The following is a 16,399-nucleotide window of genomic DNA, read 5'->3' as shown; positions in this document are numbered from 1 at the left end:
GCGCCCGGACGGGGCACGATCACCGGCATGAGACTTCTTGTTCTGGGCGGTACGGAGTTCGTGGGGCGGTCCGTCGTCGAGGCGGCGCTCGGGCGCGGCTGGGAGGTGACCGTCTTCAACCGGGGACGGACCGGGCCGCCGGCGGGGGTGCGGTCGCTGCACGGCGACCGCACCGCCCCGGACGGTCTCGCGGCGCTCGCCGCCGACGACGGGGTCTGGGACGCGGTGGTGGACACCTGGTCGGCCGCGCCGCGCGCGGTCCGGGAGACGGCACGGCTGCTGCGCGGCCGCGCCGGGCGGTACGTGTACGTCTCCAGCCGGTCGGTGTACGCCTGGCCCTGGCCGACGGCGGGCGGGGCCGCGGAGGAGGGACCGCTGGTCGAGGGCGCCGACGCCGGCGCGGAGGCGACGGACTACGAGCGGGACAAGCGGGGCGGCGAGCTGGCCGCCGTCGAGTCCTTCGGCGCGGACGGCTCGCTGCTGGTCCGGGCGGGGATGATCCTCGGACCGTACGAGAACGTCGGCCGGCTGCCCTGGTGGCTGACCCGGATCGCGCGCGGCGGTCCGGTCCTGGCGCCGGGGCCGCGGGACCTGGCACTGCAGTACATCGACGCGCGGGACCTGGCCGAGTGGGTCCTGGGGGCGGTGGAGCGCGGGCTGGGCGGGGCGTACGACCTGGTGGGGCCGTCCGGTCACACCACCATGGGCGAGCTGCTGGAGACCTGCGCCGAGGTCACCGGGTCGGCGGCGGAACTGCGCTGGACCGACCCGCGGGTGATCCTGGACGCGGGCGTCGAGCCGTGGACCCAGCTGCCGGTCTGGACGCCCCCGGACACCGAGCTGTCCCGCTCCGCGCACGGCGGTGACGTGTCCCGCGCGCTGGCCACGGGGCTGGTGTGCCGGCCGGTGGCGGAGACCGTCGCCGATACCTGGCGGTGGCTGACCGCGATCGGCGGCAGCGCGCCGCGGCGGCCGGACCGTACGCCCCCGGGGCTGGACCCGGAGGTGGAGGCGAAGGTGCTCGCCGTGGCGGAGAGTGCGGCCGGAGGCACGGCGGAGGACGCGGCCGGGGGTGTACCCGGCACCACCCCCTGAGAGGGGGGCTCGGGCCAGTGCCGGGCGCGTGCGGGTCGGCCAGACTTGCCGCATGACCACCGACCTGAAGAGCGCGGGCGTCCGCGCCCGCTTCCGGGACGCCGCGCTCGCCGCCGTACGGGGGCTCGTGCTGGCCCTGGTGATGCCTCCCCTGTCCGCGCTGTGCCTCACCCTGGCCGTCGCCTCCGTCGCCCTCGTCCCGTTCGGGCTCGGCATCTTCACGACCCCTCAGATCCTCGACGCGGTACGGGACTTCGCGGACACGCGGCGCCGGCTGGCGGCCGAGTGGTGCGGGGTGCGGATCCCGGCGCCGGCGCACCGGCGGATCCCCGGGGACGCCCACGCCTGGACCCGTACCGTCCTGATGCTGTCCGACCGCGCGACCTGGCGGGACCTGTGGTGGCTGGTGGTCGACATGACGGCCGGGTGTCTCACGGCGGCGCTCCCGGCGGTCCTGTTCTTCTATCCCTTCGAGGGGTTCGCGGTGGCGGCCGGGCTGTGGCGGGTCCTCGCGGACGGCCGGACGTACTGGTACGGCTTCGTGCCGGTCACCGGCCAGCCGTCGGCGCTCGGCGCGGCGGCCACCGCGGCGGTCCTGCTGGTCGCCGCCTACCACCTCGCCCCGGGTCTGCTGAGGTCCCACTTCACGCTCACCCGGGCCGCTCTCGGCTCCGGCCGGGGCGAACTGACCGAGCGGGTCAAGGTGCTGACCGAGACCCGGCGCGACGCGGTCGGCACCTCGGCGGCCGAACTGCGCCGTATCGAGCGGGATCTGCACGACGGGGCGCAGGCCCGGCTGGTCGCGATGGGCATGGACCTCTCCGTCATCGAGATGCTGGTGGAGAAGGACCCGGCCCAGGCGAAGCTGCTCCTCGCGCGGGCCCGCCGCAACTCCGCCGAGACCCTGGAGGAACTGCGCGACCTGGTCCGTGGCATCCATCCTCCGGTGCTCGCCGAACGCGGACTGGGTGACGCCGTACGGGCGTTGGCGCTGCGGCTGCCGCTGGCGGCCGAGGTGACCGTGGAGCTGTCCGGACGCGCGGAGGCGCCGGTGGAGTCCGCCGCCTACTTCGCGGTCAGCGAGGTGCTGACCAACGCGGTCAAGCACTCCGGCGCCGACCGCCTGTGGGTGGACCTGCACCACACCGAGGGGATGCTGCGGATCGCGGTCGGCGACAACGGCCGGGGCGGCGCCGTGGCCGGGGGCGGTACGGGGCTCACCGGGATCGAGCGGCGGCTCGGTACATTCGACGGCGTCCTGGCCGTCAGCAGCCCGGCGGGCGGCCCCACCCTGGTCACTCTGGAGATACCGTGCGCGTTGTCCTAGCCGAGGACCTCTTCCTGCTGCGCGACGGCCTGGTCCGGCTGCTGGAGGCCCACGGCTTCGAGATCGCCGCCGCCGTGGAGTCCGGACCCGAACTCACCCGGGCGCTGGCCGAGCTGGAGCCGGACGTGGCGGTGGTCGACGTGCGCCTGCCGCCCACGCACACCGACGAGGGCCTGCAGTGCGCGCTGCACGCCCGCCGGGAGCGCCCCGGGCTGCCGGTGCTGGTCCTCTCCCAGCACGTCGAGCAGCTGTACGCGCGCGAGCTGCTGGCCGACGGCAGCGGCGGGGTGGGCTATCTGCTGAAGGACCGGGTGTTCGACGCGGAGCAGTTCACCGACGCCGTACGACGGGTCGCGGCGGGCGGTACGGCGATGGACCCGCAGGTGATCCAGCAGCTGCTGGCGCGCGGGAGTTCCGCGGACCGGCCTCTGGGCCGGCTCACGCCGCGCGAGCGGGAGGTGCTGGAGCTGATGGCGCAGGGCCGGTCGAACGCGGCGATCGCCGGGCAGCTGGTGGTGACGGAACGGGCCATCGCGAAGCACACCTCCAACATCTTCGCCAAACTGGGGCTGGAGGTGTCGGACGACGACAACCGGCGCGTCCTGGCCGTCCTCGCGCATCTGAACCGCGAACAGTGACCTGAACAGCAACTTCGGTTGCCCGAACGGCATTTGAAACCTGCTGACGAAGAAATCCTGTGACGAATCCGTGTGACGGCTGAACACCTCTGGGGCCGTGTGCGTATGGAAGGACGCCGCTTCACTCCTGTCGGGCGCCTCGATGCTGCCCCGCAAGGAAGTCAGAGGAGTTCCATGGGACGCAACACACGTAAACGTCGTTCGCCGCTGGCCGTCAAGGTCACTGCCGCATCGGCGGCCCTAGCGCTCGGTGGGGGCGGGCTGCTCTGGGCGAACTTCTACGCCTCGGCGCACGAGTCGGGCCATCAGTCGTGGGGAGGCAACCAGACCAAGGCCGCCACGGCGCAGGTCGCGACGATCACGTGCCCGGACGTGGGCCAGAAGCTCACCAACGTGCCGAACCAGGCGCGCACCGACGTCGCGGGCGAACTGGCCAACCTGGACCGCCAGATCACCGAGGCCTACCAGCGTCTGGCGACCACGCGCGACGCGCAGGCCCGCGACGCGAGCTTCGTGCAGAACACCATCCTGACCCCGCTCCAGCAGCGGCGCCAGGTGATCCTGGACCGCATCAAGCTGGAGATCACCCGCGTGGGGGGCACCGCGCCCGGTGATCTGGACACCCTCGCCAACTGCACCGGCACCCCCGCCAACCAGACGGCCGGCGGGCAGAACGGCGGCCAGAACGGCGGCGGTCAGCAGAACGGCGGCGGTCAGCAGCAGGGCGGCGGCCAGCAGGGCAGCGCCCAGCCGTCCGCGGGCACCAGCCAGCCGCCGGCGGGCGGCGGTCAGCAGGGCGGCGGTCAGCAGGCGAACAACGGCGGGCAGGCCGGCAACGGTCCGGCCGCGGCCGACTTCGTCGACATCACCAAGGTCCAGCCGAACGTCAAGGGCAAGCCGCGCAACGTCCGGGGCGCCTCGACCGGCACGTTCACCACGCGCTGCGGTGTGAACGCCAACAAGAACCACAACACCGACAACGTCATCGTGGCGCCCGGTGTGGCCAACGGCGCGCACCACCTGCACGACTACGTCGGCAACCAGAAGATCAACGCCTTCGCCAGCAACGACACGTTCCTGCAGGGCGGCACCAGCTGCCAGAACAAGAACGACCTGTCGTCGTACTACTGGCCCGTGGTCCGCGTCCAGGACGGCAGCCAGGACTTCGACCAGAACTCCGACGGCGGCGGCAAGGAAGGCAACGTCGGCAAGATCCTGGTCCCGGCCCAGGCGCAGATCAAGTACGTGGGCAGCCCCACCGGCAAGGTCGTCGCGATGCCGCAGTTCCTGCGGATCATCACCGGTGACGCCAAGACCACGACCAACGGTCTGGCCAACGCCAACGCCCACTGGAGCTGCACCGGGTTCGAGAACAAGGTCCAGCTGACCACGCAGTACCCGATCTGCCCGCAGGGCAGCAAGGTCGTGCGCACGTTCGCCTTCCAGAGCTGCTGGGACGGCCAGAACATCGACAGCGCCAACCACCGCACGCACGTGGCCTTCGCGGACGCCAACGGGGCCTGCCAGAACGGCTTCAAGGCCATCCCGCAGCTCACGATGCGCCTCGTCTACAACATCACCCCGCCGGCCCTGCAGAACGGCCAGGTGAAGAACGCCTACGCGGTGGACGGTTTCCCGGAGCAGCTCCACAAGCCGGCGACCGACCACGACGACTTCATCGCCATCACCACCGGCGGACTCGCCAACAAGATCGCGAACTGTGTGAACCGCGGTCAGAACTGCTCGTGATCCCCTGAACCCCCCCTCCGGGGGATCATGAAAGAAGGCCGGTGGCGGCCCCTCCCGCCACCGGCCTTCGCCTTGTGCGCGCCTCCCGGCCGGCGTCAGCCGCCGTGCGCGTGGTGGTCGGCGCCGGCCTCGACGTCGCCGCCGAGCGTGCCGCGCAGCGACCGGACCACACCGTCGTCGGCGACGGCGACCCACTTGCGGCCGACGAGGTAGTGACCGCCGTAGTCCTTCGCGTCGTTGATCCACTCGCGCTGGCCGCGGTCGGTGGTGAAGGTGGCGAGGACGAACTTGCCGGCGCCGTTCTTGCAGAGCGCCTGGCGCAGCTCGTCGGCGTCGATCTGCATGTCCGGCTTGCACTTCACCTCGGCGGCGAGGCTCTCCAGACTGCCGGTCGCCGTGGCCGGCACCTTCGCCGCCGCGCCGCCGGACCCGCCGGAGGACCCCGCCCCGCAGCCCGCCAGCGCCAGTACGGCCGTCACGGCGAGTGCCGCGGATGCCACCTTCATCTGTTCCTCCGGTCCCGATGGGCCAAGCATGCCGTGCGGGCCCCGGCGCGGGGCCCGCCCTCCGATACGGCTCCCGGGCACGCAGCGCTCAATTCCGGTGACGCGGCGGGCACACGTGTGCGAGGGTGCCCCGGTGAACCAAGACTGGGAAGACCGTGTCACCGCCGCCTGGGCCTCCTTCGACGAGTATCCCGAGGAGCGTGCGGCCGAGTTCCGCGCGCTGATCGGGGGCCTTGTCGCGGAACTGCCCGGGGAGAGTCCGCTCGGCCCGTTCGAACTGGCCTGCGCCTGGGACTCCACCGGGCACTCCGACAAGGCGGTGCCGCTGTACCAGGAGGCGCTGGCACGCGGTCTCGGCGGGGTGAGCCAGTACAAGGGACGGCGGGCGAAGATCCAGCTGTCGAGCTCCCTGCGCAACACCGGCGATCCCGAGGCGGGCGTCAAGCTCCTCCTCCCGGAACTCGACGGACCGCCGGACGAGTTGGACGACGCCGTGCGCGCCTGCCTCGCGCTGTGCCTGGCCGACCTCGGACGCGAGCGCGAGGGGCTGTCCCTCGTCCTCGGCGCCCTGGCCCCTCATCTGCCGCGCTACCAGCGGTCGATGGCCAACTACGCGCGTCTGCTGGTCGCTCCCGAGGCCTGAGCCCGCCCGCTTGACGGTGACCAACCAAGGGCTCGGTCGTTGGTCAGGGCGTGCAGTCACAGGATGTAGCCCAGCGTCACGGCCGCTCCGACGGCCCGGCCACCGATGTCCAGCAGGCCGAGGCCGCGCTCGTCGAGCACTACCCGCGGCTGGTCCGGCTCGCCTATCTGGTGCTGCCGCCGGGCCTCGGCAGGCGCCGGCGGGTGCTGACCGCACACGCCCTGGTCCAGCGCGCGCTGCCCCGCGGCCGCGCGTCGCGGTCCGCGATCCCGGCGCAGGCCGGGGGCGCTTCGGGCCGTTCGCACGCGCGGGGGCGGGACGCCCAGGGCGGTGACGCCGGGTACGCGTTCGTCCGCCTCCAGGTTGTCCGCGCGGCCCTGGAGGCGTCCCGGCCGCGCAAGGGCCTGCCCAAGCGCGCGCAACTGCCGCCGCTGCTGCCCCAGGTGTGGGGCCTCAGGCTGTTCCCGCGCTCCGGCGGCGCCGACGAACTCGCCCTGGACCAGCGCCTGTCCGAGCTGTCGGGGCCGGCCCGTGCCGCCTATGTGCTGCGCGGCCTGGAACGGCTGCCCGACGCCGACGTACGCCGGGTCCTGAAGTCCGCGGGCGTCACACGCGCCGAACCGGTGCTGGCCGAGGCCAACGGGGTGCCCGAGCAGTACACGCTGCTGGCCTCCCCCGAGTTCGACGCGTGCACGCTCCAGGCCCGGCCGACCGATCTGGTGCGCCGGCGCCAGCACGTCAAGGCGGCGCTGGCCGCGGCCGCCGCGCTCGCGGTGTGCGGCGCGCTGGTCGCCCTGCCCGGCGGCGGCTGGGGCCCGGACGGCGCCGCCGCGCCCGCCTACGCGGCGAACCCGGCCGCCGAGGCCGCCCTGGACCCCGGCAGGCTGACCCGGGCCGCCCCGGCGGCCTGGAGGACCTCGGCGCGCACCGACTTCTCCGTATGGCCCGCGCGCGGCCCGCTCACCGGCGACGAGGCGCTGCTGCGCCGTGCCCTCGCCGTCTGGGCGCGCCCGGGTGCCCGGGTGCGGGTCTCGGCGACCCCCGGCACCCAGACCGGCGGCCCGGCCGGCCCCCCGCAGCTGCTCTACGCGGGCCGGGTCGACGCGGCCCGCGTGGTGATCCTCTACGACGGGCTGCGGATCGCCCGCTACGCCGAGCCGGCGGACGGCACCGAGGGCGCGGCGCTCGACTTCGCCCGGGTGGACGGGGCGAGCGGCGCCGAGGCGAGCGCGCTGGTGCTCGGCCGCGCCGACGGCAACGTGCGCTATCTGACGGCGCCCTGGGTCCGGAAGGCGGCCGAGCGCGACCTGACGAAGCCGGACGCGGCGCCCGCCGCTCTCGCCGTCACCGACGGCGTCACCGCGCCGCTGGCCAGCCCCGCGCTGCGGCCCGGCGCCTGCACCTCGTGGAACGTGCTCCAGCTGACCGACGCCACCGGCACCCGGCTCGCCACCGACCTGGGCGAGCTGGTGCCGGCCCACCTCACCGCGGGCCGGCCGGGCTCGGCCGGCGAGGCGTCGGGGGCGGAGGGGCTGCGGGCCTGGGCGCCCTTCGCCTGCTCGCTGGCCGCGGAACGCTCCGCCGGGGTGCGCGGGGTGAACGCGTGGGCGTACGCGCGCCAGCCGCTGCCGGACGCGAGCGGCACCGGCACCTGGATGTGCACGCGGGCCGAGACCTGGCGGGGCGACGGGACGGCCGCGCTGGCCCAGTTCGGCACGCCGGGCGGTGCGGCCGGTGCGGTCGTGGCCAAGGGCACGGACGTGACCGCGTGCGGTCCGCGCGATCCGCACGTGCTGGCCGGGGTGCTGTGGAAGTCCGCTTCCGGTACCTGGTACCTGCTGGCGGCGGGCGGCCGGGACACCGCGACGGTCCGGGCGACCGGCGGGGTCACGGCGTCCGGGCAGGGCCCGCTGCTGGCGGCCCGCGCCACCCAGGGCGCCCGGGCCGAACTGGCGGGCACGCTCACGGACGGCAGGCGGATCGGCGGACTGCGGTAGGTGTCCGCCCCGGCCTCCTCGCCGCGCGCGGGACCGGTACGGGCGGCTCGTGCCCGGTCTGTGCGGGGAGCCCGTGAACACCTCGGCGGTGCCTTCCGGTTGAAGGACCGTACCGCTCGGTAAGGTAGTCGTATGAGTACCGGGGTTCGCCGCAGGATGGGCGTCGAGGAGCGGCGGCAGCAGCTCATCGGGGTCGCCCTCGACCTGTTCAGCCGACGTTCGCCCGACGAGGTGTCCATCGACGAGATAGCGGCCGCGGCGGGCATCTCACGCCCGCTGGTGTACCACTACTTCCCCGGGAAGATCAGTCTGTACGAGGCGGCGCTGAAGCGTGCCTCGCAGGATCTGTCGAGCCGGTTCGAGGAGCCGCGCGAAGGTCCGCTGGGCGCGCGGCTGCTGCGCGTGATGGGCCGCTTCTTCGACTTCGTGGACGAGCACGGACCCGGTTTCTCCGCGCTGATGCGCGGGGGCCCGGCGGTGGGCTCGTCGGCGACGAACGCGCTCGTGGACTCCGTGCGCCAGGCGGCCTACGAGCAGATCCTCGGCCACCTGGACGTCACCGAGGCCCCCGCGCGCCTCGAACTGGTCGTCCGCTCGTGGATCTCGCTGGCCGAGTCGACGGCGCTGATCTGGCTGGACGGCCGGCGCATCCCGCGCGCGGAGCTGGAGCGCCAGCTCGTCAACGACTTCGCCGCGCTGGCCGCGGTGAGCGCGGCCTACGACCCGGAGATGGCCGCCCTGCTGGGCGCGATGGTGAAGGACGAGCCGGCCGACGGCCCCTTCGCGGAGCTCGCCGGCCGGCTGCTGTCCCTGGCTCCCTGACCGCGTTTAGCGCGCGGCCCTGGTGAACACCGCCACGGTCCGCGCCGGAACGGTGAACGTGCCCGAACCGGCCGCGTAGGAGGAGGACTTCACCGTGGCGTCCGCGCCCGCCGCCTGCACGGGGTGCAGCCGGTAGGGCGTGCCCGCGAGGGCCGTGACCTTCTGCTCCTGCGCCTGCGGGGTGGCGTTGAACACGACGACCAGGTCACCGAGGCGCATGGTGATCACGCCGGGTGTCTCGTCCTCGCCCGAGAGCGGGAAGGAGAGTTCGCCCTGCACCCGGTCGGCCGTACCGAGGGAGAACGCCTTCTCCGAGGTGCGGATCCGCAGCAGGTCCTGGTAGGCGGCCGAGGCCCCGGTGATCTGCGGGCAGCCCACCTTGACCGAGCCGAGCAGGGGCCTGGCGTACGGCCACTTGGACTCGTTGTCGGCGGCCGGGGGCAGCCCGCGGCCGAAGCCGTTGCCGTCGGCGCAGTTCCAGTGGATGGCGTTGAACCAGTCGCCGCTGTCGAAGGAGTTGCGGTCCAGCGACTTCGAGCGCAGCAGGTCGGTGCCCGCCTGGGAGAGCGCCGGGCCCTGCGAGAGGGCGGCGGTGGCCATCGCCAGGACCTGCATGCGGGCCCGGTCGGACGCGGAGGTGTCCTTGGGGAGCTTGTAGGTCAGCGCGTCGAACAGCGACTCGTTGTCGTGCGCGTCCACGTAGGCGAGGGCGTCGCCCGGCGCGTCCGCGTAGCCGGCGGGTGAGCCGTTGTAGTCGACACCGGCGCCGGTGACCTCCTTGCCGCCGGAGTCGGTGAAGCGGTACTGGGCGAGGCTGCCGCTCAGCCCGACCTTGATCAGGTCCTGGTAGTGCAGCAGGCGGGCCTTCTGCTCGGCCGGAGTGCCGTTCGCCGTGGAGGAGTTGGGGTCGGTGTACAGGCCCGAGGCGAAGCCCTGGACGCCGGGGTCGGAGTCGAAGGGGCCGCCGCCGCGCACGGCGTCACGGGCGCGGTCGGAGAAGGTGGCGATGCCGGTGCCGGCCATGTTCTTCTGGGTGGCCTGCACGAAGCGGGCGTCGTCGGCGACCTCGCCGAAGTTCCAGCCCTCGCCGTACATGATGATCTTCTTGCCGTCGACGCCGTCCTTCTTCGGGGTGAGCGCGTCGAGTGCCTTGCGCACGGCGAGGATGTTGGCCTTCGGGTGGTGGCCCATGAGGTCGAAGCGGAAGCCGTCGACCTTGTACTCCTTGGCCCAGGTGACGATCGAGTCCACGACGAGCTTGCCCATCATGGCGTTCTCGGTAGCGGTGTTGGCGCAGCAGGTGCTGTTGGCGACGCTGCCGTCCGCGAGGAGCCGCTGGTAGTAGCCGGGCACGATCCTGTCGAGGACGGAGGTGTCGGCCTGGCCGGCCGCCGCCGTGTGGTTGTAGACGACGTCCATGACGACGCGCAGGCCGTCCTGGTTGAGCGACTGGACCATTCTGCGGAACTGGACCGTGCGCGCGGTGCCGTCGGGGTCGGTGGCGTACGAGCCCTCGGGGACCGTGTAGTGGTACGGGTCGTAGCCCCAGTTGTAGGCGTCCTTCGCGGCGGTCTTCGTCACGCACGCCTGCTGCTGGTCGGAGTCGGGCGCGTAGGAGGCGAGGTCGCAGTCGGGGTGCGCCTGGTCGGCCTTCTTCTCGGGGATGGTGGCGATGTCGAAGGCGGGCAGCAGGTGCACGTAGGAGGTGCCGGCCTTCGCGAGGGCCCGCAGGTGCTTGGAGCCGTCGCTGTTCCTGTCGGTGAAGGCCAGGTAGGTGCCCTGGTCCGCGGCCGGGACGGTCCTGTCGGCCGCCGAGAAGTCGCGGATGTGCAGCTCCTGGATCTGCGCGTCCTTCAGCGGTACGGCGGCGGGCTTGCGCAGGGTGTTCCAGCCGCCCGGCGCGAGGGACTTGTCGCCGAGGTCGACGACGAGGCTGCGCCCGGAGTTCGCGGTGAGGGCGACGGAGTAGGGGTCGGTGACCTCGTTGGTGACCATCTTGCGGACGCTGGGCGCCCAGACCCGGACGACGTACCGGTAGGACTTGCCCTTCCAGGAGGCGGGGCCGGTGACGGACCAGACGCCGGTGGCGTCGTCGCGGTGCATCGCGACGCCGTGGCCGTCCAGGTCGAGGCGGACGGACTGCGCGGTCGGCGCCCACACGGAGAGGGTCGGCCTGCCGTCGTGGAACACCGGTCCGAGCCGGGCCCCCGTCGCACCCGGGTACAGGTCGTCGAGGACGCCCGCGATCTGCACGCCCGTCGCGGCCAGGACGGCTCCGTTCGCGGCGCGCTGCGAGGCGACGAGCTGACCCGTGAGCGCCTCGCGCACCCGGCCGCGGTCGCGCGGGTCGACGGTCCAGGCGGTGTAGTCCTTCAGGTACGGGAACTTCGCCTTCTGGGCGTCGCTGAGGGTGCTCTTCGCGAGGCGCAGCCAGCGCTCGTCGTCGCTGGTGAGGGCCCCGTCCTTGACGGTGATGGAGCCGTCGCGGGAGTACAGCAGCTGGGTGGAGGCGGCACCGTCGGCGCCGTTCCAGGCGACCGTGTCGCGGTCGATCCAGACCGCCTTGGAGGTGGTCAGGTCGAGGGCGGCGGCGCTGCCCGCGGGCTGCGGCAGGAGGTACTTCTCCTGGCCGTTCAACAGCCACACCTCGTTGCCGTTCGCCTTGAGGTCGAGCGACTGGTCGGTGGGCAGGTCCTTGTCGTCGCCCTTGTGGAGGATGTAGCTGAGGCTGGTGGCACCCTCGGTGAGCGGTACCTCGAAGACCGCGCCATAGGCGTCAGTCTTCACCGGCTGCAGGGGGTTCGGCCAGTCGGTGGGGTGCGCGGCGCCGGACCAGACGTGCAGGCCCCAGCCGGCGTAGTCCCCGTCGGCGCGGTGGTAGTGGATGACGGCCTTGGCGGTGTCCTGGGCGGGGTGGTCCGGCCGCTGGGTGAGGACGTCGGCCTTGCCCTGCTCGATCCAGACCTCACCGGTCTTGGTGACGTCGATCGACCGGTCGGCGGAGACGTCCTTGTCGCCGTCCTTGTCGATGACGAGGAAGCCGACGTTCGAGGCGCCCGGCTTGAGCTTGACCCAGGCGAAGGCGCCGTAGGCGTCGCGTCCGGTGAAGGGGTGGCCGGCGGGCCAGGTGGTGGCCTCGCCGTCGGCGAGGTCGCCCCAGGCGTACAGGCCCCAGTCGGCGTAGTCGCCGTCGGCGCGCTTGTAGTGGACGACCGCGTAGTCGCGGGAGGAGGCCGTGGGGACCTCGGGCGCCGGGGCGGTGCCGGTGGTGCTGCTCGCCGTGGCGCTCGCGGTGTGCCCGGCGGAGTCGACGACGACCGCCTTGTAGCGCAGGGCGGTGCCGGCGGGCACGTCCGCGCCGATGGTCTGGGTGACCTTGTAGGGGGCGTGGTCGGCGGAGCCGAGGGTGTGCCACTCGCCGTTGCCGGTCTGCGCGGCGAAGACGACCCGGTCGAGCCGGCCGCCGTCGACGCCGGCGCCGATCTCGACGGTGCCGGTGGCGCCGGCGGCCGGAGCCGTGAGGGTGATCGTCGGCCGGGTGGCGGGCCGGTCGAGGGGGCCGGCGGCCTTGAGGACGACGGCGGTGCCGGCCGGGACGGTGACGGTGACCTGGCGGCCCGCGTCGGAGGTCACGGTGTCGTGGGTGCCGTAGACACCGCGGTAGGCCATCCGGGCCGAGCCGGTGGCGAAGGTGGCCGTCTTCGCCCCGTCCGCGTTGTTGAGGGCGACGACGTACTCGGCGCCGGTGCGCGCGTCGGTGCGGGTGAAGGCGTAGACGCCGGGGCCGTCGGCGGCGTACCGCTCCGTCTGGACGCCGTCCGTCAGGGCCGGGTTGGCCGCGCGGAGCCGGGAGAGGGCCGCGATCTCCCGGTAGAGGGGCGCGTGCGTGTCGTACGCGTCGCTCGCGTGGGTGCGGGCGGTGCCGATCTCGTCGTCGTCGATGTAGTCGGCGACCTTGGAGGCGAACATGGTCTGGCGGGCGTCCTTGTCGCCGCCGGAGCCGGTGAAGCCCTGCTCGTCGCCGTAGTAGACGACCGGGTTGCCGCGGCTGAGGAACATCAGCTGGTTGGCCAGCTCGTCCTTGCGCAGGATCTCGGCGTCGCCCGCCCCGGGGTTGTCCTGCTTCAGGAAGTACCCGATGCGGCCCATGTCGTGGTTGCCGAGGAAGGTGACCTGCTCGTACGCGTTGGCCTTCGACGACGTGTACTTGTAGTCGTCGCCGAAGACGCCCGCCAGCTTCTTCGCGCTGCCGCCCTGGGAGGCGTAGGTGCGCGCCGCGTCCTGGAAGGGGAAGTCGAGGGTGGCGTCGAGCCGGCCCTGGGTGACGTACGGCGAGGTGAAAGAGGTGTCGGCGGAGTAGACCTCGCCGAACATGAAGAAGTTCTTGCGGCCGTGCGCGGCCGCGTACTTGTCGAGCGCGGTGGCCCACTGGGTCCAGAAGGGCATGTCGACGTGCTTGACGGTGTCGATGCGGAAGCCGTCGACGCCGAAGTCCCGCACCCAGCGCTCGTAGATCTTCTCCATGCCGTGCACGACCTCGGGACGCTCGGTCCACAGGTCGTCCAGACCGGAGAAGTCTCCGTAGGTGGCGTTCTCGCCGGCATAGGTCGAGTCACCGCGGTTGTGGTACATCGACGGGTCGTTGAGCCAGGACGGCACCTTGGCGTCCCGCTTCGCGGCCGGGACGACCGGGGTGCGCGGGAAGGTGGCCTTCGAGACGGCGGGGAATCCCTTGCCGCCGGACGCGTAGTCGGCGTCGTCGAAGGGCCTGCCGTCCTTGGTGAGGTACGGGAAGGCGCCCTTGGAGAGGTACTCGTGGGAGGTGCCCTCGTAGTCGACGACGTCGGCGGTGTGGTTGGTGATGACGTCGAAGAAGACCTTCATCCCCTTGGCGTGCGCCTTGGTGATGAGGGTCGCGAGGTCCTTGTTGGTGCCGAAGTGCGGGTCGACCCTGGTGAAGTCGGTGATCCAGTAGCCGTGGTAGCCGGCCGAGGCGTCGGCTCCGGTGCCCTGCACGGGCTGGTTCCTGAAGATGGGCGCCATCCAGATGGCGGTGGTGCCCAGACCCTTGATGTAGTCGAGCCGCTTCGTCAGGCCCTTGAGATCGCCGCCCTGGAAGAACCCCTTGTCGGTGGGGTCGTAGCCGGTGGCGAGGCGCGAACCGGTCAGACCGCCGCGGTCGTTGGCGGTGTCACCGTTGGCGAAACGGTCCGGCATGACGAAGTAGAACTGCTCGCGGGTGTCGCCGTGCCGGGCGGGCGCGGCCGCGAGCTTCGCGTCGGAAGGCGGCGGTGGCGGCGCGTCCGCGTGCGCGGCCACGGGTTGCACCAGTGCAGCGGCGAGGGCGGCGGCGACGACGGCCGCGGCCCTCCTCCGGTACGGGGTACGGCGCGTGCGGGGCGCCGGCCATCTCGGTATCACAGGCGGGAACTCCTTGCGATTACGGCTCTGTCGGGGTGCGACCCCCACGCCCGCTCCACGGCTCCGGTGCCGGGCGCCCGCGCGACCGTACCGCCAACGAAAGGGTTGCAGCAAGAGTTCTGAAACTCTTAGCAAGACCTTTCAGCGCCAATGTCGGACGAAGGACGACAACGCCCGCGCCCGTGCCGCGCTCAGCCGCCGAGCAGCTCCGACAGGGCCTGATCGGGGGCGAGTCGGACGCCGAGCGTGCGCAGGTTGCCGTCGAGCACCGACCAGATCGAGCAGGTGAGGAACTCGGCGAACTCGGCGCCGCCGAGCTCGCCCGGCGTGGTGGTGAGCCAGTCGTTGACCGCGGCGTCGACGAATCCGACGATCCCGACCGCCAGCGAGCGCGCCAGCGCGCTGTCCTCGCCGAAGGACTTCAGGACGGCCTCGAACAGGGCGCCCACCTGCACGGCGATCGCCGCCTTGGTGCCCGCGACCACCTCGGAGCCGGCGCCCGGAGCGGGGTTGCCGAGGCCGAGGAAGGCGTGCAGCCGGGGGTGCAGGGCGATCCAGTCGAGGTAGGCGCCGACGGCACCGCGGATGGCGCCGAGGACGGTGCCGCCGGGCGCCAGCGCGGGGGCGAGGCAGGCCATGAGGGACTCGACTATGCGCCCCCGGATCAGCTCGTCGAGTTCGGCGCGGTCCTTGAAGTGCCGGTAGACCACCGACCTCGGCAGCCCGATCCGTTCGGCGATCTGCTTCACGCCGACGTCGGGGCCGTCCTCCTCGATGGCGGCCACGGCGGCGTCGAGCACGTCGGTCTGGCGCCGGGCCCGGTGCGCGTTCCAGCGGGTCGAACGGCCGTCGGCCTCGGCCCGCTGGTTCGTGGTGTCCGCCATCGGCCCAGCATAACTTCGGCCTTTCGCGCGCTCCGACGCGCGCGGGCCGTGCCCCCGGACGCCGCGGAACGCCCTCGGACGCCCAGGGGGCATTCCCGGACGCCGGAGGGGGGAGCGATGCCCTCAGACGCCGAGGGAGCGCCCGATGATCTCCTTCATGATCTCGGTGGTGCCGCCGTAGATGGTCTGCACCCGGCTGTCGAGGAAGGCCCGGGCGACCGGGTACTCGCTCATGAAGCCGTAACCGCCGTGCAGTTGGAGGCAGGTGTCAACGACCCGCTGCTGCAGCTCGGTCGTCCACCACTTGGCCATGGCCGCGTCCGGGACGGTCAGGGCGCCCTCGTTGTGGGCGGTGACGCAGCGGTCCAGGAAGGTGCGGGCGACCCGGATCTCGGTGGCCATCTCGGCCAGCTTGAAGCGGTTGGCCTGGAAGGAGCCGATGGGCCGGTCGAAGGCGGTGCGTTCCTTGCAGTAGGCGAGGGTCGCCTCGAAGACGGTCTCGCTCGCCGCCACGGCCACCACCGCGATCGACAGCCGCTCCTGCGGCAGCGCGTTCATCAGGTGGACGAAGCCGGAGTTCTCCTCGCCGAGCAGGTTCGCCGCGGGGACGCGGACGTCGTCGAAGAACAGCTCGGCGGTGTCCTGGGCCTTGAGGCCGATCTTGTCGAGGTTCCGGCCGCGTGCGAAGCCCGGCGTGCCGCGCTCGACCACGAGCAGGCTGGTGCCGTGGGCGCCGCCCTCCGGGTCGGTCTTGACGACGACGATCACGAGGTCGGCGTTGATGCCGTTGGTGATGAACGTCTTGGCGCCGTTGACGACGTAGTGGTCGCCGTCGCGGACGGCGGTGGTGCGGATGTTCTGCAGGTCGCTGCCGGCGCCCGGTTCGGTCATCGCGATGGCCGTGATCAGCTCGCCCGAGCAGAAGCCGGGCAGCCAGCGCCGCTTCTGCTCCTCGTTCGCCAGCTTCAGCAGATAGGGGGCGACGACGTCGTTGTGGAGCGTGAAGCCGACCCCGGAGGCACCGGCGCGCACGATCTCCTCGCTGAGCACGGTGTTGTAGCGGAAGTCGGCCACTCCCCCGCCGCCGTACTCCTCCGGCACGTCCATGCCGAGCAGCCCGAGCTTGCCCGCCTCGGTCCACAGGGCGCGCGGGACGATCCCGTCGCTCTCCCACTGCTGGTGGAAGGGGGCTATGTGACGCTCCACGAAGGCGCGTACCGTCGCGCGGAAGCTCTCGTGGTCGGCGGTGTACAGCACGCTCTCCATGACTGGGCCATTCCTTGTCGTCGGGCGGCGGAGGGAGTCGGGCATAACGCT

At 72.6% G+C, this 16,399-nt stretch carries 11 protein-coding genes; 7 read left to right on the top strand and 4 right to left on the bottom strand.

Going from position 1 to position 16,399, the window contains the following annotated elements:
• Nucleotides 1–27: 27 nt before the first annotated feature.
• The 4 genes from ACIPRD_RS20060 (at nucleotide 28) to ACIPRD_RS20045 (ending at nucleotide 4,809) form a co-directional block, all read left to right on the top strand.
• Nucleotides 28–1,095 (top strand): SDR family oxidoreductase, encoded by a 1,068-nt coding sequence (locus ACIPRD_RS20060; protein WP_401564709.1) that lies wholly within the window; start codon nucleotides 28–30, stop codon nucleotides 1,093–1,095.
• 52 nt (nucleotides 1,096–1,147) lie between these two features.
• Nucleotides 1,148–2,422 (top strand): sensor histidine kinase, encoded by a 1,275-nt coding sequence (locus ACIPRD_RS20055; protein ID WP_401564706.1) that lies wholly within the window; start codon nucleotides 1,148–1,150, stop codon nucleotides 2,420–2,422.
• Complete coding sequence (locus tag ACIPRD_RS20050) at nucleotides 2,407–3,060, top strand: LuxR C-terminal-related transcriptional regulator (RefSeq protein ID WP_401564703.1); 654 nt, start codon at nucleotides 2,407–2,409, stop codon at nucleotides 3,058–3,060. Before ACIPRD_RS20055 ends, ACIPRD_RS20050 begins: the two co-directional genes overlap by 16 nt.
• 174 nt (nucleotides 3,061–3,234) lie before the next feature.
• Nucleotides 3,235–4,809: a DUF1996 domain-containing protein gene (locus ACIPRD_RS20045; protein ID WP_401564700.1), complete on the top strand. Its 1,575-nt coding sequence runs from the start codon at nucleotides 3,235–3,237 to the stop codon at nucleotides 4,807–4,809.
• A gap of 95 nt (nucleotides 4,810–4,904) precedes the next feature.
• Here ACIPRD_RS20045 and ACIPRD_RS20040 read toward each other — a convergent pair whose 3' ends face one another.
• Nucleotides 4,905–5,315 carry a hypothetical protein gene (locus ACIPRD_RS20040; protein ID WP_401564697.1) on the bottom strand — a complete coding sequence of 137 codons (411 nt, stop codon included), beginning with the start codon at nucleotides 5,313–5,315 and terminating at the stop codon, nucleotides 4,905–4,907.
• A 115-nt stretch (nucleotides 5,316–5,430) separates the two neighbouring features.
• Between ACIPRD_RS20040 and ACIPRD_RS20035 the strand changes: the two genes are divergently transcribed.
• The 3 genes from ACIPRD_RS20035 (at nucleotide 5,431) to ACIPRD_RS20025 (ending at nucleotide 8,777) form a co-directional block, all read left to right on the top strand.
• Nucleotides 5,431–5,958, top strand: coding sequence for a tetratricopeptide repeat protein (locus tag ACIPRD_RS20035; protein WP_401564695.1), 528 nt, complete (start codon nucleotides 5,431–5,433; stop codon nucleotides 5,956–5,958).
• Between the two features lie 50 nt (nucleotides 5,959–6,008).
• Nucleotides 6,009–7,955 carry a hypothetical protein gene (locus ACIPRD_RS20030; protein WP_401564692.1) on the top strand — a complete coding sequence of 649 codons (1,947 nt, stop codon included), beginning with the start codon at nucleotides 6,009–6,011 and terminating at the stop codon, nucleotides 7,953–7,955.
• A gap of 132 nt (nucleotides 7,956–8,087) precedes the next feature.
• On the top strand, nucleotides 8,088–8,777 hold the full coding sequence (locus ACIPRD_RS20025) for a TetR/AcrR family transcriptional regulator (protein ID WP_356398183.1): 690 nt from the start codon (nucleotides 8,088–8,090) through the stop codon (nucleotides 8,775–8,777).
• Between the two features lie 6 nt (nucleotides 8,778–8,783).
• Here the strand turns inward: ACIPRD_RS20025 and pulA are convergent, their stop codons facing one another.
• From pulA to ACIPRD_RS20010, 3 genes are all read right to left on the bottom strand, one after another.
• Nucleotides 8,784–14,198, bottom strand: coding sequence for a pullulanase-type alpha-1,6-glucosidase (gene pulA / locus ACIPRD_RS20020; protein ID WP_401564689.1), 5,415 nt, complete (start codon nucleotides 14,196–14,198; stop codon nucleotides 8,784–8,786).
• Between the two features lie 191 nt (nucleotides 14,199–14,389).
• Nucleotides 14,390–15,082, bottom strand: coding sequence for a TetR/AcrR family transcriptional regulator (locus ACIPRD_RS20015; protein ID WP_401564686.1), 693 nt, complete (start codon nucleotides 15,080–15,082; stop codon nucleotides 14,390–14,392).
• Between the two features lie 123 nt (nucleotides 15,083–15,205).
• Entirely contained in the window at nucleotides 15,206–16,348 is a 1,143-nt protein-coding gene (locus ACIPRD_RS20010) for an acyl-CoA dehydrogenase family protein (protein WP_356398175.1), read from the bottom strand.
• Nucleotides 16,349–16,399: the final 51 nt, after the last annotated feature.

This window comes from Streptomyces sp. NPDC090108, from assembly GCF_044747185.1.
Taxonomy (GTDB): Bacteria; Actinomycetota; Actinomycetes; order Streptomycetales; family Streptomycetaceae; genus Streptomyces.
Note: the sequence above shows the minus strand (reverse complement) of the source record. Positions and strands in the feature narration are given on the sequence as shown.